The sequence below is a fragment of the Trueperella sp. LYQ141 genome (assembly GCF_046599555.1).
Classification (GTDB): domain Bacteria; phylum Actinomycetota; class Actinomycetes; order Actinomycetales; family Actinomycetaceae; genus Trueperella.
In genome coordinates this window covers 17,175-38,192 of record NZ_JBKIWQ010000007.1, presented here as the reverse complement: position 1 = coordinate 38,192, position 21,018 = coordinate 17,175, and the positions used below count along the sequence as shown (strand labels likewise).

18 protein-coding genes are annotated in these 21,018 nt (G+C 52.9%); 8 read left to right on the top strand and 10 right to left on the bottom strand.

Annotation, left to right across the window (positions count from 1 at the left end):
• Window positions 1–383: 383 nt before the first annotated feature.
• Both ACLHIJ_RS06520 and ACLHIJ_RS06515 read right to left on the bottom strand, forming a co-directional pair.
• Window positions 384–1,190: a hypothetical protein gene (locus ACLHIJ_RS06520; protein ID WP_411298748.1), complete on the bottom strand. Its 807-nt coding sequence runs from the start codon at window positions 1,188–1,190 to the stop codon at window positions 384–386.
• Window positions 1,187–1,888 carry a hypothetical protein gene (locus ACLHIJ_RS06515; protein ID WP_411297446.1) on the bottom strand — a complete coding sequence of 234 codons (702 nt, stop codon included), beginning with the start codon at window positions 1,886–1,888 and terminating at the stop codon, window positions 1,187–1,189. Before ACLHIJ_RS06515 ends, ACLHIJ_RS06520 begins: the two co-directional genes overlap by 4 nt.
• A 165-nt stretch (window positions 1,889–2,053) precedes the next feature.
• On the opposite strand from ACLHIJ_RS06515, the gene ACLHIJ_RS06510 reads away from it, so the two are divergent.
• The 4 genes from ACLHIJ_RS06510 to ACLHIJ_RS06495 all read left to right on the top strand — a co-directional run bounded on the left by ACLHIJ_RS06510 (window position 2,054) and on the right by ACLHIJ_RS06495 (window position 7,258).
• The gene (locus ACLHIJ_RS06510) at window positions 2,054–3,079 is read left to right on the top strand and encodes a carbohydrate ABC transporter permease (RefSeq protein WP_411298747.1); all 1,026 of its coding nucleotides are present in this window, start codon (window positions 2,054–2,056) and stop codon (window positions 3,077–3,079) included.
• A gap of 2 nt (window positions 3,080–3,081) precedes the next feature.
• The gene (locus ACLHIJ_RS06505) at window positions 3,082–3,993 is read left to right on the top strand and encodes a carbohydrate ABC transporter permease (protein WP_411297448.1); all 912 of its coding nucleotides are present in this window, start codon (window positions 3,082–3,084) and stop codon (window positions 3,991–3,993) included.
• Between the two features lie 158 nt (window positions 3,994–4,151).
• The gene (locus ACLHIJ_RS06500; RefSeq protein WP_411297449.1) at window positions 4,152–5,486 is read left to right on the top strand and encodes an ABC transporter substrate-binding protein; all 1,335 of its coding nucleotides are present in this window, start codon (window positions 4,152–4,154) and stop codon (window positions 5,484–5,486) included.
• A gap of 812 nt (window positions 5,487–6,298) precedes the next feature.
• Window positions 6,299–7,258, top strand: coding sequence for a hypothetical protein (locus tag ACLHIJ_RS06495; RefSeq protein WP_411298746.1), 960 nt, complete (start codon window positions 6,299–6,301; stop codon window positions 7,256–7,258).
• Window positions 7,259–7,576: 318 nt separating this feature from the next.
• Here ACLHIJ_RS06495 and ACLHIJ_RS06490 read toward each other — a convergent pair whose 3' ends face one another.
• Genes ACLHIJ_RS06490 through ACLHIJ_RS06480 form a run of 3 tightly spaced genes read right to left on the bottom strand, consistent with a single transcriptional unit; the run spans window position 7,577 to window position 9,376 of the window.
• Window positions 7,577–8,164, bottom strand: coding sequence for a low molecular weight protein-tyrosine-phosphatase (locus ACLHIJ_RS06490; RefSeq protein ID WP_411297451.1), 588 nt, complete (start codon window positions 8,162–8,164; stop codon window positions 7,577–7,579).
• A gap of 4 nt (window positions 8,165–8,168) precedes the next feature.
• Window positions 8,169–9,134: a class 1b ribonucleoside-diphosphate reductase subunit beta gene (gene nrdF, locus ACLHIJ_RS06485; RefSeq protein WP_411297452.1), complete on the bottom strand. Its 966-nt coding sequence runs from the start codon at window positions 9,132–9,134 to the stop codon at window positions 8,169–8,171.
• Window positions 9,135–9,190: 56 nt separating this feature from the next.
• The gene (locus ACLHIJ_RS06480; RefSeq protein ID WP_411298745.1) at window positions 9,191–9,376 is read right to left on the bottom strand and encodes a hypothetical protein; all 186 of its coding nucleotides are present in this window, start codon (window positions 9,374–9,376) and stop codon (window positions 9,191–9,193) included.
• Between ACLHIJ_RS06480 and ACLHIJ_RS06475 the strand changes: the two genes are divergently transcribed.
• A complete protein-coding gene (locus ACLHIJ_RS06475) occupies window positions 9,362–10,864 on the top strand; it encodes a heparan-alpha-glucosaminide N-acetyltransferase domain-containing protein (RefSeq protein WP_411298744.1) in 1,503 nt (500 codons plus the stop codon). The two genes, ACLHIJ_RS06480 and ACLHIJ_RS06475, sit on opposite strands and share 15 nt — an antisense overlap.
• A 179-nt stretch (window positions 10,865–11,043) precedes the next feature.
• Here the strand turns inward: ACLHIJ_RS06475 and ACLHIJ_RS06470 are convergent, their stop codons facing one another.
• The 4 genes from ACLHIJ_RS06470 to nrdH all read right to left on the bottom strand — a co-directional run bounded on the left by ACLHIJ_RS06470 (window position 11,044) and on the right by nrdH (window position 14,705).
• Complete coding sequence (locus ACLHIJ_RS06470) at window positions 11,044–11,739, bottom strand: DUF308 domain-containing protein (RefSeq protein ID WP_411297455.1); 696 nt, start codon at window positions 11,737–11,739, stop codon at window positions 11,044–11,046.
• A gap of 78 nt (window positions 11,740–11,817) precedes the next feature.
• Window positions 11,818–13,965: a class 1b ribonucleoside-diphosphate reductase subunit alpha gene (nrdE, locus tag ACLHIJ_RS06465; RefSeq protein ID WP_411298742.1), complete on the bottom strand. Its 2,148-nt coding sequence runs from the start codon at window positions 13,963–13,965 to the stop codon at window positions 11,818–11,820.
• The gene (nrdI, locus tag ACLHIJ_RS06460; protein ID WP_411297466.1) at window positions 13,950–14,351 is read right to left on the bottom strand and encodes a class Ib ribonucleoside-diphosphate reductase assembly flavoprotein NrdI; all 402 of its coding nucleotides are present in this window, start codon (window positions 14,349–14,351) and stop codon (window positions 13,950–13,952) included. The genes nrdE and nrdI overlap by 16 nt, the downstream gene beginning before the upstream one ends.
• 105 nt (window positions 14,352–14,456) lie before the next feature.
• A complete protein-coding gene (gene nrdH / locus ACLHIJ_RS06455; protein ID WP_411298741.1) occupies window positions 14,457–14,705 on the bottom strand; it encodes a glutaredoxin-like protein NrdH in 249 nt (82 codons plus the stop codon).
• Window positions 14,706–15,860: 1,155 nt separating this feature from the next.
• Here nrdH and ACLHIJ_RS06450 point away from each other — a divergent pair.
• From ACLHIJ_RS06450 to mtnN, 3 genes are all read left to right on the top strand, one after another.
• A complete protein-coding gene (locus tag ACLHIJ_RS06450) occupies window positions 15,861–16,301 on the top strand; it encodes a Fur family transcriptional regulator (protein ID WP_411298740.1) in 441 nt (146 codons plus the stop codon).
• Between the two features lie 107 nt (window positions 16,302–16,408).
• The gene (locus tag ACLHIJ_RS06445; protein WP_411297459.1) at window positions 16,409–16,870 is read left to right on the top strand and encodes an S-ribosylhomocysteine lyase; all 462 of its coding nucleotides are present in this window, start codon (window positions 16,409–16,411) and stop codon (window positions 16,868–16,870) included.
• A complete protein-coding gene (gene mtnN, locus ACLHIJ_RS06440) occupies window positions 16,867–18,219 on the top strand; it encodes a 5'-methylthioadenosine/S-adenosylhomocysteine nucleosidase (protein ID WP_411298738.1) in 1,353 nt (450 codons plus the stop codon). The genes ACLHIJ_RS06445 and mtnN overlap by 4 nt, the downstream gene beginning before the upstream one ends.
• Window positions 18,220–18,868: 649 nt before the next feature.
• Here mtnN and ACLHIJ_RS06435 read toward each other — a convergent pair.
• Window positions 18,869–20,983 carry a S9 family peptidase gene (locus ACLHIJ_RS06435; protein WP_411297461.1) on the bottom strand — a complete coding sequence of 705 codons (2,115 nt, stop codon included), beginning with the start codon at window positions 20,981–20,983 and terminating at the stop codon, window positions 18,869–18,871.
• Window positions 20,984–21,018 lie beyond the last annotated feature (35 nt).

The window sequence follows — 21,018 nt, the reverse complement described above, 5'->3', positions numbered from 1 at the left end:
GCTTTCAGGCTATATCTAGTGTTTTACCTGTAAATGGATAATAACCCTAGTGCCTATCGTAGATCCTGGCGGATATGTAATTACTGCGATTAGCCTAAGAACCCGATTATTCCCCCGAGGATTACTCCGGCGACCCAATTGAATATTGCCTCAGATGCGCAAACTACCACATACGTGTTACCTACTGCTCTACGCGATCGCTAACCGATCTAATTCACTACGCAGCGCCCTGCCCACTATGCACCGAAGCAAAACTCACAGCCCGTCTCGTTTTCATCGTCGCACCTATTGAGCCGATAGTTATTTCTCACCAGAGGCAGCCTCCCCCCTCTCAGGCTGCCATCTATCGCCCTACAGCCAGATGCATATTTCCTCATGTTTCCTTATTGTGCCGGCGGTGGTTCGGAAAGTAATTCGCCAACATCAATCCAGGCAGCACCGGCAGCCCATCCATCAATCGGCGCAATCCCCACCTGAGTCACTGTTTTTCCAGCCGGAACCTCGAACACAATATTGACGGGAACATTGTGCCAAAACACTGGATCACTGGTATCTAGAATCGGCTCCCAGATAATCCAATGTGCCCGAATAACATCTCCTCCATCGGTCACAGCAAAGGCGTTGAAAATTGTTGGCGGTAAGAAAGGGGCGAGATCCGCAGAATTGAGCATATCAATCCGAGCGGCCAGACGGAGATACCGCGCATCGCGATCAAGATATTGATAAGCCGGATCGTCACTCAAAGTACGCGCCGGAATATCGACGTAAAACGCCTTATCCATCGTCACCTGGAACGGCATTACTGGATCGCCCGCCGCATTCTTATCTAGGTTATCTACCGAAGAATCCGGCGTCGGGAATGTTATCGGAAAACCTAATGAGAAAGTCTTTCCCTCACGGTTAACTACCGGCACCGTCGCCTGCTTATCTCCTGATTTCGGTGAATTTTCGACCGACGGATCCGCCCCATTCGCTGCCGGATCATTTCCTGATCCAGATACTGCCGGTGAGGGCGAAGAAGAGGCAGAACTTGCTGCAGGATTATGAGCCGACGGCGAATCCGCACGCAGTTGCGGGCCACGCAAAAGCAACACTGCAATTACAACCACGATCCCAATGGCTGCTAATGCCCCACAGACAGCCAAAAGGGATCGGCGCCATCGCGTTGCCAGCGGGAGATTTTCTCTCATAATGACATCGCTCGCATTATCACAAGCATCAGGATGGTCATCCCAAACAGCCCGCCCCACCATTGCGCCGCAGCCCACCAGGGAGCGCGCTCAAGAGCACCTCGACGCATCGGCAAGGTCGGAGCACGGTTAGAGAGCAGACGCGGGTGGCGAAGGAGTTTCTCCCGTAGGGCTACCTGTTCTGGCGTCACCCGATCAATATTGGAGAGCTCTCCCATGCCTGGATGATCTTGTTGCAGCGCAATCAACGTGCCCACTCCAGGATCTTCTACCTCGCGCCCGGACTGCGTTTCCCGCAGCAAAATAACCGAACGGAAAGGGTCGCCGCCATCTACTGGAAGCACAACCACTGGAACTAATAACCCTCGATTTGCACCTTTGCGCACATAACGCGCATAGGGGCTCTCATCCGTGGCAAGCGTGCGGGCAATGACGGGAATAGGCTGCCCTTCGCCGTGCCCCGTCGGTATCTTCCACACCACAACAACCGCGATCACCAGCAGCATAAAGGGGAGAAAGGATATGCCAATCGCGGTAATAGATAAGCGCGAAGCAAATAGGAGGAATCCAAATAGCACGCCCAAGAACGCGCCAATTGCCATCGCGGTGACTATCCGCCGAGCATGGTCAATCGGGCGATTAGCTGGGATTGTTCCCGCTTCGCCAATTCGTGCCACTAGATCCGTCTGCGATGCCATTGAGAATCCTCACTGTATCTATAACCGTTATCTTCCCTGGAATATCACCATTTTATCGACATACGACTGCGCATTAATAGCCCGCATGCCCCACCTTGGCAGCACATTTCATGATGGCATGAGCCACAGCGATGGCGTAACCTACAAGGCAAGGGAGGTAACGCTATGGCAGACACCTCCGTGGAGATCACGGAATACGCGCAATACGATGCGAAGAACCGACGCGGGAAAGATCGCGCAGGCGCAGTTACGAATACGCCGACTGGCACGCCCACCGGCGCACGAAAGCTGACGTCTTCTCGCACTCGCTCCCGCTCAGCACGGCAACGATCCCAAATTCGCACCGCCTACACCATGCTCATCCCCTCATTTATCGGGGTTGGCCTGTTTCTAATGGTGCCCATCATCCTCGTTCTCCTCATCTCACTAACACGCTGGAACCTCATCTCTGATCCAGTGTTCGTCGGGGTTGAGAATTACCGCTCCATGTTTGAATCGCCAGGTTTTTGGAACTCTGTTCGCGTCACCTGCCTGTTCTCCCTCATCGCCATACCTGGAGCTATCATCATCGGATTGCTCATTGCACTGGGATTAAACCGGCGACTCCCCGGATCAACGATTTTGCAGGTCATGTACGTCATCCCCTGGGTGGCTGCCCCGCTCGCCCTGGGCATCGTCTGGAACTGGATGCTTGCCCCTTCCGGTTTCATTAATGAAATCCTCGGCACACACAGCGCCTGGTTAGCTTCAGAACGGACGGCACTGCCGGTAGTCGCTTTCGTGTACGTCTGGCAGAACGTCGGATATATTTCTCTATTTTTCCTGGCCGCCCTGCAATCTATCCCTCGTGACCTTTACGAAGCTGCGCAACTTGACGGCGCCGGCAAGCTACGCACGCTCTACTCTATTACGCTGCCGCTGATCCGCCCCACGACGTTCTTTGTCATGGTCACCTCGTTTATCTCTTCTTTCCAAGTATTTGACTTAGTTTACGGATTGACCGAAGGGCATCCTGGGTATCCTGGTTCAACAACCGACGTCATTGCCGCTCGAATCTACAGCGCGGCTTTCACCTCCCCGAAAATCGGAGAAGCCTCCGCTATGGCAGTGTTCCTCACCATCATTATTGTTATCGTGACGGTCCTCCAGCAGCGGTATTTCTCATCGCGCATGACCTATGAGATGAGCTAGCCATGAGTAATATGTCGAACACGTCCTCACATGCGCCCGCACCCTCAGCTCACCGTTCACCGCAATATGGGCGCGCGCCCCGAATGCGGCGCAAGAATTCGGTGTGGTCAATCGTCTTGACTTACGCCCTCCTTATCGGCGGAGCGCTTATCACTGTTATGCCGCTCATCTTTTCCATTTTGACGTCATTTCGTACCGAGGGCGATCTGATTACCCGCGGCGCTTTCTCTCTGCCTAGTACGTTCACCACGGAAAACTATCTCGCGTTATTTAGCGATCATGATTTCATCGTGCCACTTGCCGTCACCTTTCAAGTGGTTCTCGTGATGGTTATTGGGCAGTTCTTCTCCTCTATTTTGGCCGCTTATGCCTTTGCTCGTTTAGATTTTCCTGGACGCAATGTGCTGTTTTGGTCGTATCTAGCGACCATGATGATCCCTGCAGTGGTCACTATGATCCCACTGTTTTCCATGCTCTCCCAGTGGGGATGGCGCAATACTTTTGCCGGTATCGTTGTGCCGTTTATGCTGGGATCGCCCTATGCGATCTTCTTGTTGCGGCAAAATTTCAAGGCTGTTCCGCAGGAAATCCTTGACGCTGCTGAACTGGATGGCGCTGGCTTCTGGCGGCAGCTTCGCTCCATTGTGTTGCCAATGAATCGCCCGATCCTCGTCACCTTGCTACTCATTACGATCGTCACGCAGTGGAATAACTTTATGTGGCCGAAGATCATCGCCCCCAATAAGGAGTGGAACGTCTTGACGGTTGCCACGGCGAGCCTGCAATCGGAGCATTCGCGCAATTGGACGCTTGTCATGGCGGCCACTACGTTATCCATCCTCCCGTTGCTGGTGTTGTTTATTGTTTTCAATAAGCAGATCGTGCGCGCTATTGGAATCAGTAGCCTCAAGTAACGAAAATATGGCGAAAAATAGCCATTTTCTACCGAGAATTATCTCAATGTGAAATATTCATCTATCCCTGAGAGCCGCATATCGCTGATAGGCTAATTCTATGGCGGGCACATCCGCCCTCACATAATGACGAAATCGGTATTTCCAGGGGGAAACTCATGAAGCGTTCACTGGCCTACGCTGCTGCTGGTCTAGCTACCGTCGGCATGGTCTTGGGCGCCTGCTCACCGGGCAGCAAGGACGACACGTCCAATAACAACGCGTCCGGCGGATCGCAGACGACCGTCACCTTCCGACTCTGGGACGAAACCGCCGTTCCAGCCTACAAAGAATCCTTTGCTGAATTTGAAAAAGCACATCCCGATATTCATGTCGAGATTCAACAAGTACCCTGGGGTGATTATTGGACTCAGCTCCCACTCGACATCTCCTCAGGCGATATGGCCGACATCTTCTGGGTAAATTCCTCAAACTTTGCCCTCTATGCCGATAACGGCAATCTCATCAACATCACTGAAGAACTTGGCACGGACCACGACGAATGGCAACAATCCGTCGTTGACCTATACACCCGTAACAAATCCCTATGGGGAGTGCCGCAGATCTGGGATTCCATCGCCCTGTTCTATAACGTCGATAAAGTCAATGCTGCCGGAGTGGACGTCAATAATTTGACCTGGCAGGTCGGCGCCGGATCAGGAGATACCCTACTGGAGGCTGCGAAGAAACTGACGATTGACGCCAACGGCAATAACGCCACCTCACCTCAGTTCGATGCCAATTCCATTAAGACCTACGGATTCAACGCCCAGGCAGATATGCAGGCAATCTACCTGCCATTCCTCTTTGAAAACGGCGGTCAATTCCAAGACGATTCCGATAAGTTCACCTTTGCTTCTCCAGCTGGGGTGCAATCCTTTGAGTATCTCGTCTCGCTGATTAACACCTACCATGTTGCGCCGCCAGCCGCGGAAACGAATACAAATGGCGACGTCACCCGCGACATGTTTATCCGTGGCGATCTAGCCCTCTTCCAATCTGGCCCGTATTCACTTAAGACGATTGCCGAAAACACCAAGACGAAGTGGGCATTAGCTCCTATGGTTGCTGGCCCGAAGGGTCGCCATTCCACCACTCATGGCGTGGTCGCCGTCGGTAATGCACAGACCAAGAATCACGACGCAACTGTTGAAGTGCTCAAGTGGCTTGGCTCTGTTGAAGGTCAAGCGCCCCTGGGCAAGATGGGAATTTCTTTCCCCGGAGCTGTGGGTGCACAAGATTATTTCGTCAACTACTGGGCTAAGCAAGGCGTGGACGTGAAAGTCTTTATCGACGCGGCTAATGGTGGCAATGCGGTATCCCCGCATGGTCCAGACGTCAATGCGGGCACGCAGGCTTATACCAAGCGGCTGCTTGACGTATTCCTTGGCAGCGTTCCGGTAGCTCAAGGGCTATCTGAAGCTCAAGACCTAGGGAATGCGGCGATGAAGTAACCCTTATGCTGTGGCTTGATGGCAACGGATGGTAGCTATGGGAATCACCTCTCGCAGTTAATCTCCAACCCGTGCGCGAAAGCCCAGGTGAAACGAGCTGAAATTAGCTGTAAACCGCAGAGATCACCTCTTCGCTATAGCGCGGTCAGCAGCGGGCAATCACCGATCTATCAACAGGTAGCGAGCGATCAGAATCAGCTCTCAATACTGTTCACATAGGGATCCGCAATTAGCTTAGCCATCCGCAGCCATACTAAACCTCACGCGGGGCGAGTCCACTGGACTCGCCCCGCTTTCTTTGCCCTCGTATTTCCCCGCATCATCTCACGTCAGGTTTCTCTATATCTTCCCTAGATTGGCGCTCCCCTCCCGCATTACTAATGCACAGTAAAACGCCACCCGTTCACCCCAGAAAACACAAGACATACTCCGCGAATGTTCGCCCATGAAACTGGTAACAGACCGGCTTATACCCCTTAGCCAGTGGATCGTCTTAATACCCCCCCCTTGATAGCCCTATCGCCCCGCTTCGCTATGCTCCATCAAAATGTCACAGCCGAAAGTCAATGCCACAACCAAAGAGCCCAAGGGCACATCCGGCTCTAAAAAGATCGTCCTTTTCTTGCAATATGCAACGCAGATCAAGGCGCGCCACACAACCTAAGATCTAAAATGCGCCACAGCATCGCCGCACTCGCGCACAATTCCCAGTTAATTCACAGCTACAATCCCCTGCGCTCGCAGCAGATGTTCAGATTCACCTGGTTATCTAGGTGTTGGTAGAGCATACCGATACAGCAGGAGGGGATATCATGGCGCGCACCCGTCGTATTTTCGCCATGCTATGTATCGCCTCAAGCATGAGCGGATGTTCATATCTGGCCGCAAACGAACACCATCACGCTCCACACGCTGCCGCTATCGCTGATTCTTCACCATCTGCCTCTGCCATCACTTCAGATGAACCCTCCTCTGCTCATAATGGCGAATCCCCACAATCCTCTGATTCATCTTCGTTAACCGATCTCACTATCACTACCGAAAGCTCGCGCTCTACCACCTCAACGACGCCGGCGCCCACACCGGAGCAAAACACCGGCGGATACACCAGCTCGGCGTCAACATCCAACCCGTTAACCGGCAACCCCACCGAGGTTAACGCGCGAACATTGGCGTACTGCCAGGCCCTCGCCCTGCGCAATATCACCGGCTATATCCAAGAAGACACCCTCGACGGTCAACTCGTCTCCCGCTCTCGCGTCAACACACATCCCCTCAGCGCCGAAATAGAATCCTTCGACGCCGCCGGTAAACGAGTGAACCACAGCGTGCTCAACCAGAACACAATTTTTGTCCAACACGGCACTAGCTGGGTGCAGGCAAGCGTGGATTCTCCGGATAAAAACCTGGCCTACCAAGCCACCATTCCGGCGCGATTTGAAACCTTACTCAATCCATCCGTCCGAGCCTCCGGCACAGATCCCGCGTTGACCTATCGCGTCACGGGAAAGAAAACCGTCAACGGTCAGACGATTTTCACCTTGACGCTTTCCCGCAGCAATGACGATGACATCCCGGATTCTGACGTCCATCTCGTTATCCGATCCGACTGTTTAGTTCTGCGCGCCGAATCCTCATACAATATCGACGGCGTGGATCATACCCGCGTCTCAACTACGCGAGATATTGATATCCCGCAGTACATTGAGATGCCCTCACAAGCAGCAGATACACAAAACAGCGCAGCGAGTTCTCCGAGCCTATCCCGCTAGCTTTCCAGCCGATCACCTGCCAAATCGTCATCTTGCCGGATCTGCTTGGTTGCCAGAAATGTAGAAAACCGCCCTGGCAGAGAATCGACCTGGCATACCGAGCTTCTACCAAAACACGTGGGCTACCCCAGACGTTGCTACGCGAAATATCGCTAAGGCACGTCTGCTACTAACTCTCGAAGTGCGCAAACCTCTTCGCTCTGCATGCGATCAGCCCGCGTCGCCATACAGCTTTCCCGCCTGATCGCCAATAATCCTCCGCCAGAAAGCGAGCAATACGTTTATGGAGGAGATTTCATTGCCCGCATCGCATCGCCGCTAGGAGCGATCCGGCATACTCGCAATAAACTCCACAATCCCTTGTGCTCCACGTTCTATCACCCCATAGGTGTGATAGAAGTCGGTCACGCCGCCGTACCACGGATCTGGCACATCATAATGCCCATCAGAGGAATAAAAATTCGAATAACGCTTCGCTGAGCGCGCCTCGCGATCCTCCGCCAGCACACCACCCGGACCATACGCCCCATAAGGAGCAATCGCGCAGGTCCCGTCAAATTCGCGCCATAGGTGAATCTTGCCAAGATCCTGATTGATCTCAGTCAGCCGCGAGCGCAGCGAGCGGGCATGGCCAACCGTCAGAGCGAGAATCAGATCTGCTTGCCGCAGTTCCTCATCCGAGACGCGGTGCGCGTAATGATCCGCGGGCACCTCATGCCCACGCTCCCGCAGCACCTGCCGTGCCCGCGGATCAATCGGATTGCCGCTTTCCTCTGCCGACACCCCGGCAGAGGAAACCTCAACATCTGTTATCCCCGCGGCAGCGAGCTGATCGCGCACCACAATCTCCCCCATCGGCGAGCGGCAGATATTGCCGGTACACACCACGAGCACCCGATAGGTCATGAGATTAGAAATCCCAGTCTTCGTCTGTGGTTGCCTCAGCCGTACCGATCACGTACGACGAACCAGAGCCGGAGAAGAAATCGTGATTCTCGTCTGCTCCGGGCGAGAGCGCCGCCAAGATAGCCGGATTCACCGCGGTATCACTCGGCGGGAACAAGGCCTCATAACCCAAGTTCATCAAGGCTTTATTGGCGTTGTAGCGCAAAAACATCTTGACGTCTTCCGTCAGCCCCATCGGATCATACAAGGACGCCGTGTATTCTTCTTCGTTCTCGTAAAGATCTTCGAGCAAAGTGAACGTGTAATCCTTCAGTTCTTCCCGACGCTCCGGTGAAGCCTGACGCAGGGCAACCTGATACTTGTACCCGATGTAGTATCCGTGGACGGCCTCATCGCGGATGATTAACCGAATGAGATCCGCCGTATTCGTCAGTTTCGCGTGGGCCGACCAATACATCGGCGCATAAAAACCGGAATAGAACAGGAATGATTCCAGCATGGTTGACGCAACCTTGCGCTTTTCCGGATCGTCGCCATGATAGTAGCTGAGAATAATTTCCGCTTTCTTCTGCAAATACTCATTCTCTTCCGACCAGCGGAACGTCTCTTCAATCTCGTCAGAGGAGATCAAGGTCGAGAAAATCGACGAATAGGACTTAGCATGTACAGACTCCATAAACGCAATATTGGTCAACACTGCTTCTTCGTGTGGCGTCACCGCGTCCGGAATAAGAGAAACCGCGCCTACCGTCCCCTGAACCGTATCCAACAGCGTCAATCCGGTAAATACGCGAGTGGTCATCTCTTGCTCATGCGGTTTGAGCGTATTCCACGACTGAATATCATTCGACAGCGGAATTTTCTCCGGTAGCCAGAAATTAGCTGTCAGACGATCCCATACCTCTAAATCTTTATCGTCTTCAATTTTGTTCCAGTTGATCGCTTCTACCGCACGATTCTGACGAGCCATCGCTACCCCTTATCTCGGACGTGTATTACGCACATCGACCACTACCATCGCCACATTCAAAAGTGACCCGTGCCCATCATCTCACGACTGACCCGCACCCCGCACCATTGATCCACCCACGTCACATCACCATCGCCACAACACGCGCATAACTCCACACGTAATAGCCGCCACCCTCCCCCGCGAGTATGGCGCATCGCGTCGCCGTCCATAATAATGTGTACCTCATGACCGCAACGCACGACGCTATCCAGCCGCTTTCCCGCCGTTACCGTGGCCGAATTGACGGCTTGGATCTGGCCCGAGGCCTGGCAATTCTCGGTATGATATGGGTCCATGCTGGCCCGATGATTGATGGGGCATATTGGCCGACGCTACTGGCAGAGATTCCCTTTGGCCGCTCCTCAGCCCTTTTTGCCTTATTGGCTGGCGTGTCGTTGTCGATTATGACGGGACGCAATGTGCCCTACACCGGCGAGCGTCTACAGCACGCACAACTGCGTATCGTAGGGCGCTCCTTAATGTTGCTCGTCATCGCCGGAATTTTAGATCTGTTCCAAACGCCAATCTTGCTGATCTTAGGCTACTACGCCCTGTGGTTCCTGATTGCTTTGCCCTTCACACGCTGGTCAGCAGGAAAACTCTTTATTGCCGCCGCTCTCCTAGCCGCTGTCGGTCCGACGCTACACGTCTATCTCAACGTCATACTCACCCGCAACGACATGTTGGGCAGTGGCGGTACCAACGGAATCATACTTGACGTTCTCATCACGGGCCTATATGCCGGTGTTGGATTCATGGTGTACGTCCTCGCCGGCATGGGGATCGGCCGTCTCAACATCACGCATCGGTTGGTGCAATGCCTATTAGTCATCATTGGAACTATCTGCGCCACTGTCGGTTATGGCATTTCGTGGCTGGCTACCCGCTATCTCGAACCCGCTATTGATTTTGATACGCTCAATCTTTCCTCCCTCAATAGCTCTGGCAGCCTGGGGAGTTTGGCAAGCGGAAGTGGCGCAAGTTCTGCTATGCCAGATCTTGGCTCTGGGGTTTATCCACCGTCTTTTCCGCCTCACAACGCCAATATCCTGCAGCGGATAGCTTACGATTTTCAATCCATCATCCACTACGCATCAGATATTTTCCGACCTGGCCCGCTCTCACCTGCACCAGATATTCCTGTTGACCCGACGGGAGATTCCTCATGGAAAAAGCCGCTATGGGATGGCAGTGCTGATAGCTTAAATCTGCCGGATCCCACCTGGGCCGATTATCTGCACGGTAGCCCACACTCCAATACGATCACTGAGGTTATCGGCAATCTCGGGGTGACAATGGCTGTGCTCGGGCTATGCTTACTGATCGGCTTCCTAGCTCGTTCAGTGCTGTTACCTGTTCGAGCCCTTGGTTCTATGTCACTGACGGCGTATTCCCTACACGTCCTTCTCATCGGTTTTCTTCCCGCAGAAATGATGGGATTCAGCGCTGCAGAATTCCTCGTCGTTGGCGGGCTGGTTCTAGGATTCGCTCTCGCCTGGAAACTCTTTGGGATAGCGCGCGGGCCGCTGGAATGGCTGATGTGGAGGTTCTCCCTGTGGTTTGCTCGGCCTGCGCTAAAGCATGAGGAAACTGGACCCACCCCAGCTCAGGATGCGCACCCAGTTCGAGATCCTTCCCCCATTCACATTCAGGAGCAATTCTCGACTCCGGTTCCGTCTGTGCGGTAGCTGTAACAGGAGCAGGAGCAGGAACTCTCTTCGCCAACGCGCTAACGGCTAATCCCCGCTCCCCAGCGGTACCGCCCGCACTTTTCACCCGCAGCCGTGACGAGCAACGGGCAAGCCTTAAAACGGCTAACTCCTACTGTCCAACAAAAGTGTCGAACTCATACCCAACAAACGTAGAGTTACCGCTCGTTCCCCGCCTCTGACACATCTGCGCCAGTACCATCCTCGATGCCTGGCACATGCTGCGAAGGATCATTTTCTCCTGCCCATTTGCGACGGCTACGTTCATCACCGATGACATTTTCCCGTCGGCCCAATAATCCAAGAGCGGCAATCCCGAACAGCAGATACGTCACGCCCTCTGCAAATAGACCCACCCCAATACCTAACTGGGTGCTGAACCACGACCATTCTGGGCGCATGAATAAAGCAGCCGCCGCAGCGATCGTCACGGCCGTCGCGAGAACAGAAATAATCAGCATCGCCCCGTTATGGCGCAAGAGGCGCGGCCAAAGCGTCATATTAGATAGCGAATCCAAAATGAGTAGCCCGGCGGCAACGAGAATCAGCGCGTCAATCGCGAACTGCAGACGCACAATCAGGAAAATTCCAATAATGAGCAGGACTGCGGCGATGACAAAACCGGCGTTGGAGCTACCTGATTCCGCGTCGTTTCTCGCCCGTAATGTGGAGATCGCCAGCATACCGGCACGCAACAAGACAATCGCGCCCAAGGCAATGAAAATCGTGTCGAGCGTTGACTCCGGACGGGCAATGACGAATACCCCCAGAACGATCATGACAATGGCAAGCGGTAACGCCATCCAATGCCACGTCCAGTTCTCCTTCTTCCGCTGTAGCTGTTCGCCTGGCATGTGCTGTCCTCTCCGTCGATACCTGAACAGATTACTCTGAGGAATACTATGCCACGGGTACCGACGCAGAGCTAGAGCTTACAACATGCAAGAAACACAGCCGGCAACTTCAGTGCCTTCCAAGGCCGCCTGACGGATACGCATGTAGTACAGCGTCTTAATCCCTTTGCGCCACGCGTAAATGTAATTGCGGTTTACATCGCGCGTGGTAACCGTATCGGGATAGAACAGCGTCAGGGATAGCCCTTGGTCGATGTGCTGAGTTGCAACGGCGTAGGTGTCGATAATCTTTTCCGGCCCGATTTCGTAGGCGTCCTGGTAATATTCCAAGTTTTCGTTGGTCATATAGGCCGCCGGATAGTACACACGCCCCAGCTTGCCTTCCTTACGAATCTCAATCTTCGACACGATTGGATGAATTGAGGACGTGGAATGATTGATATATGAGATGGAACCCGTCGGCGGAATGGCTTGCAAATTCTGGTTATACATGCCGTACTTTTGCACATCATCCTTGAGCGCCCGCCAATCGTCCTGGGTGGGGATATGAATATTGGCAAACAACTCCCGCACCCGATCATATTGCGGGACCCATTCCTCGTTAATGTACTTATCAAAATACGCACCCGAGGCATAGGCCGACTTTTCAAAGCCCTCAAACTTCTTGCCACGTTCCTGTGCCAATTGCATTGAGGCACGAATCGCATGATACGTCACGGTATAGAAGTACATATTGACGAAGTCCAAGGCCTCTGGCGAACCGTAGAAAATCCGCTCCCGCCCCAGGAAACCATGCAAGTTCATCTGACCAAGACCAATCGAATGAGACATATCATTGCCCCGCTTGACCGAGGGCACAGACTCAATCGATGTCTGATCGGATACTGCCGTCAGCGCGCGAATGGCCATGTTGATCGTCGCTCCGAAATCCGGTGAATCCATCGCTTTCGCGATATTCATTGAACCGAGGTTGCACGAAATATCCTTACCCACATGCGCATACGACAAATCCGCATTGAGCTGTGAGGCTTCAGAAACCTGCAAGATTTCCGAGCACAAATTCGACATGGTAATCCGGCCCTCAATCGGATTAGCGCGATTAACCGTATCTTCAAAAATGATGTAGGGGTAACCAGACTCAAACTGGATCTCAGCTAAGGTCTGGAAGAAATGACGAGCATTGATCTTCGACTTGCGAATACGCTTATCGTCAACCATTTCGTAGTACTTCTCAGAAATGGAGATCTCAGTAAACGGAACGCCGTAGACCCGCTCAATATCGTAAGGGGAGAACAGGTACATATCCGCGTTCTGCTTCGCCAACTCAAAAGTAATATCCGGGATGATAACCCCTAAAGAGAGCGTCTTGATGCGGATCTTCTCGTCGGCATTCTCACGCTTAGTATCCAAGAAACGCATAATATCTGGATGATGGGCGTGCAAATACACCGCTCCAGCTCCTTGGCGAGCGCCGAGCTGATTGGCATAGGAGAAGGAATCCTCCAGAAGTTTCATCACCGGATTAACGCCAGAGGACTGGTTTTGAATCTTTTTAATCGGTGCGCCCTGTTCGCGCAGATTCGACAGATTCAACGCCACGCCCCCGCCGCGTTTCGACAGTTGCAACGAGGAATTAATGGCTCGGGAAATCGACTCCATATTGTCCTCAATACGAAGCAAGAAGCAGGAGACGAGCTCCCCGCGCGCCATCTTGCCCGCATTAAGGAAAGTCGGGGTTGCCGGCTGGAAACGCCCAGAAATGATCTCATGCATCAACGACATGGCCAGCTTCTCATCGCCAGCCGCGAGCGTCAGAGCAACCATGCACACCCGATCCTCATACCGCTCAAGGTAGCGAGTGCCATCAAAGGTTTTTAGCGTGTAGGAGGTGTAGTACTTGAATGCGCCCAGGAACGTAGGGAAACGGAACTTATGCGCATAGCAGGCCTTGAACAGCTTTTTAATGAAAGAAAAGGAATACTGATCCAAGATCGCTTTCTCGTAGTAGCCCTCAGAAACCAGATAATCCATCTTTTCTTCGAGATCATGGAAATAGACGGTGTTCTTGTTGACGTGCTGCAGGAAATATTGACGAGCTGCTAGCCGATCTGCGTCAAACTGAATCTTCCCCTCGTCGTCATAGAGGTTCAGTTGTGCGTTGAGCGCGTGGTAATCCAGCGCTGGATCCATGAACTCTTCGCCAGTATCCGTCAAAGTTGTTTCCAAAACTGTTCCAATCCATCACGAACTGTGGTCACGTCAGCCGGCGTCCCGAGCAGTTCAAATTTATACATGTGGGGGACGTGTGTTTTCGCGGCAATAATATCGCCAGCGCGGCAATAGCCTTCACCAAAATTGGTGTTCCCCCCAGAAATCACACCGCGAATCAGTGAGCGATTGTGCTCATCATTGAGGAATTTAATAACTTGCTTGGGGACTGCCCCACGGATCGTTCCGCCGCCATACGTGGGGACGATCAGCACATACGGCTCATTTACGCGCAGCGGCTCGTCGTTTGCATGCAAGGGGATGCGCTCATTGGGGAAACCTAATTTCTCAACGAACCGCTTAGTGTTGTTCGTCGTTGAGGAGAAGTACACGACGTGGACCATCGTATTCTCGCTTTCCCGATTGTTTTTGCGCTGCCCTGCTGTGTTGGTTCGGTTGGGCGTATCGGGGCGGCGCTGTGCCGCCCCGAACCCGCCGACTTTCCGTTCTTAGGCCGAAACCTCGACGGTCTGCTCTACCGTGATGGCTTTAATCATGTCTGGGCGGTATCCAGCCCAGTGATCGCCATTAGCAAAGACGACGGGAGCCTGCTGATAACCCAGCGCCTTGACAGTTGCCAGGGCTTCAGCATCCTCCACCAAATCGACTTCGGTGAACGAAATGCCTCGCTTGACCAATGCGCGCTTCGTAGCGTTGCACTGGACGCAGTTGGGCTTTGTGTACAGCGTTACTGCCATCGCAATACTCCTCGAAACTTCCTGCCCTATTGGGCTTCACGGGATACGCCAATAAACACTACACCTAGTGCCACATCAATCTAGCACCACTAGATAGTGTGTTTTTGGCGTGTCTGCCACACTTGGCAATCATCCCCTCTTTTCACATGTGGAAAGCCTGTGTACGAGCTGCTAGGCAGCGCGAGACTACCCACATATCACCCACGAAGTCCTCCACATGTTGTGCTGTTCCATTCGATATTGTGCCGTTCCACTCGGCCATAGTGTGGGTGTGACCACATGGCGATACCTCGTCAGCTCCTCGGCAATGATCACACCAACACCACTTCGCTTCGGATTGACCACATATCAATGCATTGATCTACATAGCAACGCTTCGCCTGCCAATGTATCTACCTACCGACACATCGCCGCACTGCCCACACATAGCTGTGCTGTTATGCCGCTTGACGTCGGTATCCACTTCTGCGTGGTTAATAGCCACTATGGCGCGAGTGCCACACCCTCATTACTGCACTCATTGCGCATAGATGCCGCATATCTGTTACCGCATGTGTACTGCAAAGAGACACACTTACGCGATATACATCATCGGGCAATGTACCGCCTTGCTTAACATGCACTACCTATTTACGGCTTTTTCCGCGGCAATATGCCGATATTGCACGCTCAAATACGGACTGCCACCTCCTATATGTGTACCAATATTGCCTAGTGTGTATCTGGATAACAACAACTGCTCGCCAGATATCTCCATTATCCTCAGCGCTACATTAAAGATTTCTTTCCACAGATAACAGATCTTGTGGAAAACTTTTTCCACTTACCCACAACTGTCAACATCTTTTTCCACAATCGTGGACAATGTCCGTTACAGCCCCACCGCGAGGCAATATTTTCTCGGCGCGTCGCATCGACCCTATCGGCGCGTCGCCTCCGGCGTGTTTTTCCACTCCTCACGACTCGCGCCACCGTCTTACCACCTACACTTCCTCCCCACCTACCTTCTCCATCTGCTTCTCTATCCACCTAACGCCTCCCTATCCACTACATCTTTGTATCCATCCCACAAAACACCCCACCTCTCGCCCTAAAACGAAATATGCCTTATATACATCCTTGATATTCGTTATGTTTCACGGAAAAATGGCAGTTATGGACGAAGAGATGTATGCCGATCAACTCCGCGATGCAGGATTGCGGGTCACCCAACCCCGACTCACTGTGCTCAAAGTAGTGGAAGAAACCCCGCATTTGAGTGCCGATGAAGTCCGTCAGGGTGTTGTTAAACGACTCGGCTCCGTCTCCACCCAAGCAATTTACGACGTCCTACACGCATTAACCGATAAGGGGCTACTTCGGGAGATTGAACCTGCCGGATCTGTTCCACGCTACGAACTATTCCGCGCAGATAATCACCACCATCTCATCTGCCGCTCCTGTAAAAAGGTTATTGATATTCCCTGCGTCATCGGCAGCGCACCCTGCCTCGAACCGTTTTCCACACATGGTTTCGATATTGACGAAGCCGAAGTCACATTCTGGGGGATCTGCCCACAATGCATCCGTTCAGAATCCCCCACATCACAACAATGAAAATTGGTCGATGCCGACACTGCACCCACGCCAGTGCCGTGAGCGATCTGACGTACCAGCCATAAGAAAACGTCCGTCCTCATCACATCATCCCGGAGGTAACGAACATGCCCACAATGAATGTCGAGTCGTTCAATCTAGACCACACAGCAGTACGCGCCCCTTTCGTTCGTATTGCAGACGTCAAACGGCTGGCGCATGGCGACGTCCTAACGAAATACGATGTGCGTTTCTGCCAACCTAATAGCGAGCATCTTTCCATGCCTGCCGTTCACTCCATCGAACATTCATTCGCGGAATACTGCCGAAATCACGCTGAGGACATCGTGGATTTCTCTCCGATGGGCTGCCAAACAGGTTTCTATCTCATTCGTGCTAGCGAACCCGATCTCACCGGCACTATTGACCTCATAGAAAAGACCTTCGCAGATATTCTGTACGCCTCATCCGTTCCAGCCGCTAATGCCGTCCAATGTGGCTGGGGTGATAATCATTCACTCAATGCCGCACAAGAAGCCGTGCAAAATATGCTGGCACAGCGTGCAAGCTGGGAGGACGTTTACGCATGAGTAGAGTCAACGCCATCGTCATCACAGCCATGGCAGAAGAGATGCAACCTTTTGATGACTTACTCACCGATTACGAGCACATCAGCATTTCCAGCCCGTTCGGAACCGCCGTTATCCGCCGCAACACGCATACCTCCCTCTTATTCCTTGTTTCCGGCGTAGGCATGACGGCAGCCGCCAGCATGTTGAGCTGGGCACTGACAAAATATGATCCTCGTGCCGTAATTTCCGTCGGAAGTGCCGGATCCCTTAGTCGCGATATCCGGATTGGTCAGATCGTCGCCGGCACACAGTACGTCCACGGCACCGCAGACGCGAGCGCTTTCGGCTATGCTCTCGGGCAAATCCCTGGGCAGCCTGCACGCCAATCGGCACATCCTATGCTGGTAGATGCAGCTCAAACACTTGAGAACACTAGCGATCACTGCGTCCATCTCGGCCTGATGATGTCCTCGGATTCCTTCGTCACGGAAAAAAATATGCCGCATATTCGCGCGACTTTTCCCGACGCCTTGAGCGCCGACATGGAATCTCATGCCTTAGCACAAACCGCAGCTGCTTTTGGCATCCCTTTCATTTCTCTGCGTGCCATTTCTGACGTAATCGGCCGTGATTCTGCTGATGAACAGGCGCAAACATTCAAAACAGAGCTGCCTCCCGTCTCTCTCACCGCGGCCCAAGCAGCGCTACAGCTTCTCCATCTGGCTTCTGTACTAGATATTGAGCGTTCTGGGTATGGTCCGACGCCGCATTTTTCTCAAACAACGTTGCAATACGCGCTGTATCTCGCGATCGCCAAGGTCAATCAGCTCGATATAACCGACGTGCATATCCCAGAAAACCTCATGCCGGAACTGGCAGACCATCTACACGCCCTGCCGGTGGCACAGCAGGAGAAGTGGTGTGCCTTGATTGCGGCGGGTCAAGAATATGCCCGAAACAATCCCCGTTTGTCATTAACCGCCAAAGAATACGACTTATGCCGTAGCGATTTGGTACGTCAATTCCCGCAGACGGATACAACATTCCTCTGGCCACCCACCTCCCAGACCGTCATTAAACGATTCAACGGGTATTGGAATGACGCTCTCGTTTCAATTGGGCTGACGCCTCGGCGTGGACGTGCGCGTGGCGGCTTAAAGTTCAGTGTTGAGGATTATCTCTTTGCGCTTCGCCGGTTCTTAATTGAGTGCGAGCGCAACCATCGCCAGCCGTCATTTGCGGGATATTCGCTGTGGCTTAAAGAGGACGCAAAAAATGAGGGGCTTCCCTCTGGCGCAGCCATCCGTCAACGCTTCGGATCATGGAAAGAAGCGCTCAACGCAGCGAGAACTACCCCCCCCCGATAAACTGGAACGACGAGGTTCGCCTCAGCGTATGCACCGGCGAGCTTTACGGATCACTTTAGGCATCACTGCGCGTCGGGCCTGTAATATGCGGCGTTCGCGCCGCATGGAAAGATCCAGTTGACGGCTTCTTTGCACCGACGAATAGCCACAATTTTCCCTACTTCAGTGCTGTATTTGCCGGGAAGATAAGCGGCGCTATCCCTAATAAACGTGCCGGCAGTATCGCAGATTGCCCGCCTGGATACTGCCTGCCTTCCCGTATTGCACAGTAATAGGTCGCATGTAAGGTACAGATCACGTAAGAAACTAGCCAAATAGTAAGTAGTAGCGAGCACGAGACAGCAGATAGCTAACAGTGCGCCCCGTGCTATCAGCGCGCAGTAGCAGCTAGTAGCCAGGATTGCTTAGCTAACAAGTAGCCACTAATAATCAGCGCTTAACAGATAACAGGAAATAGGTACTGACTGCTGTGCTGTATCGGATGTCCTTAATATGCGATACAGAAGCTAAGAGCTGCCAGTTGCCAGGTGAAGTAGGTGCAGCAGGAGAAAGTTATTTTATAGTGCCGGTGGCCCGCAAAGCCCCCTACGCACCACGTTTTGAAGCGACGTGGATTAGGGCTTTGCGGGCCACCGAGACGACCTTCCTATTAGGCGACGCCTAGCTCACGTAGGATGAATGCCATGATTCGCGCCCGATCCTTCCACCCTTCGTAGCGCCCTGACCCTCCAGCGTGACCAGCCACAACCGTCGTATGTTGCACGATGAGCCCCGAGTCTGGCGCAACCGTATGACGCAATTCTTGAACCCATTTCGTCGGTTCTAGGTACGACACGCGAATATCGTTGAGCGAGGTCGTTGCCAAAATCGCAGGATAGCGCTGTGCAGAGATGTTTTCGTAGGGCGAGTACGAGGCCATATAGTCATAGACATCAGCAGATTCGATCGGATTTCCCCACTCTTCCCACTCACCAATCGTCAAGGGCAACTCTGGCTTAAGGATTGTGGTTAAGGCATCCACAAAGGGAACATCCGCATTAATCACACGGAATAAGTGCGGTGCAATATTCACAACGGCACCCATTAACAATCCACCAGCGGATCCGCCACGAGCAGCAAGCCGATCTTTATCCACTAATCCACAGTTGATAAGGTGCTCTCCACACGCAACAAAATCTGTGAATGTATTTTTCTTGTTGAGTAATCGACCGTCCTCGTACCACTGACGCCCCAGATCGCCACCACCGCGAATATGAGCAATAGCGAACACCATCTTGCGTTCCAGATAGGCAATATTGCAGACGCTGAACATCGGATCGAAAGAAACCTCATACGAGCCGTACCCTGTCAAAAATCCAGGATTCTTTCCGTCAGGCTGCACGTCTTTATGATGGGCAATCGTCAGCGGAATAGCTGTACCGTCAGGCGCCGTCGCCCACTGCCGATATTCAACATAATCTTCCGCGTTGTAGCCAGGCACCGGCTGCGTCTTTAAGGTCTGTAGCTCATGCGTATCCAGATTCCACGACATCCAGGTACGCGGAGTAACGATAGACTCACAGACCACATCAATCTCACGAGTATCCCACTGTGGATTATCTGCCAGCTCAACGCTCATCGTCTCAGCCGTAGGAATCCGGTACGGATCACGCCCAGGCTCAATCACCCGCAGCTCCACCGAAACATTCGATCGAACCGCCAAAACCAAGAAATCTTGGAACGCGCTCACGCCAAGAATACGCTCTCCCTCCTGGGCACTGACCAAGCTCGTCCACTCAGCTACTGTGGATTGCGCAATAGGCGCCGACGAAAGTTCAAAGCCAGTATGGTTGGCGTTGTGAACAATAAAAAGTTTATCCGCACCGACGCTCAGGTCGTATAACACACCCGCCTGCCGTTCACATACTCGGATATGCTGATGTGGATCGGCAGTGGAAAACAAATGCACCTCAGAAGAATCTGTGGATTCCACATTGAGCACTAGCCACTGATGATTGCGTGAGATTGAAAAATACAAGCCGAATGAAGGATTCTTTTCCTCATAAAGCAGCTCATCCGTCTCAGGCTTTTGCCCCACGCGATGTAACCACAACTGGTAGGGGCGCCACGCATCATCACAGCGAGTATAGAAAACAGCGGCAGAATCTGCCGTCCACCCCACACACCAGCCGATGTTATCCAAAGCATCATCAATGACAAGATCGCGATCAATATCGTGGATACGTAAGCGATACAGCTCGCTACCACTCGTATCAATCGCTAAGGCATAGCGCTCACCATCTGGGGAAACGGCACCGCCGCCCGTAGCGAAAAATTCCTCATGCGCACCAAGCTGATTGCCGTCATACACGCAGGTTTCCCCATAGGTATCCGTCGCCGGACGCTGCACCTGATACTTATCCGTGCGCTGCCCAGCTCCCGTCACCGGAACTCGGAACAATCCCGAATACGGACGCCCTTCCCAGGTGCGCCGCCAATACCAATAATCCCCCTGCCGAACCGGAACGGAGACGTCCGTTTCCTGAGTATGAGCGGCATACTCCCGAACAAGCTCCTCACGCAAGGGCACCTGATCGGCCGTACACCGATCAAACCACTCGTTTTCTGCGTCAATATGGCAGCGCACTGCCGGATTGGAATCATCCCGCATCCACTCGTAATAATCCACAAAACGCCGCCCGTGGAACACCCGTTCTTGAGCAATCCGTTCTGCTTTCGGGGCGCCAGCATTGCGATTCGCCATCTTGTCATCACATTCACTCATAGCACTACCTTAACCGCCGCCACACTTTTCTTCAC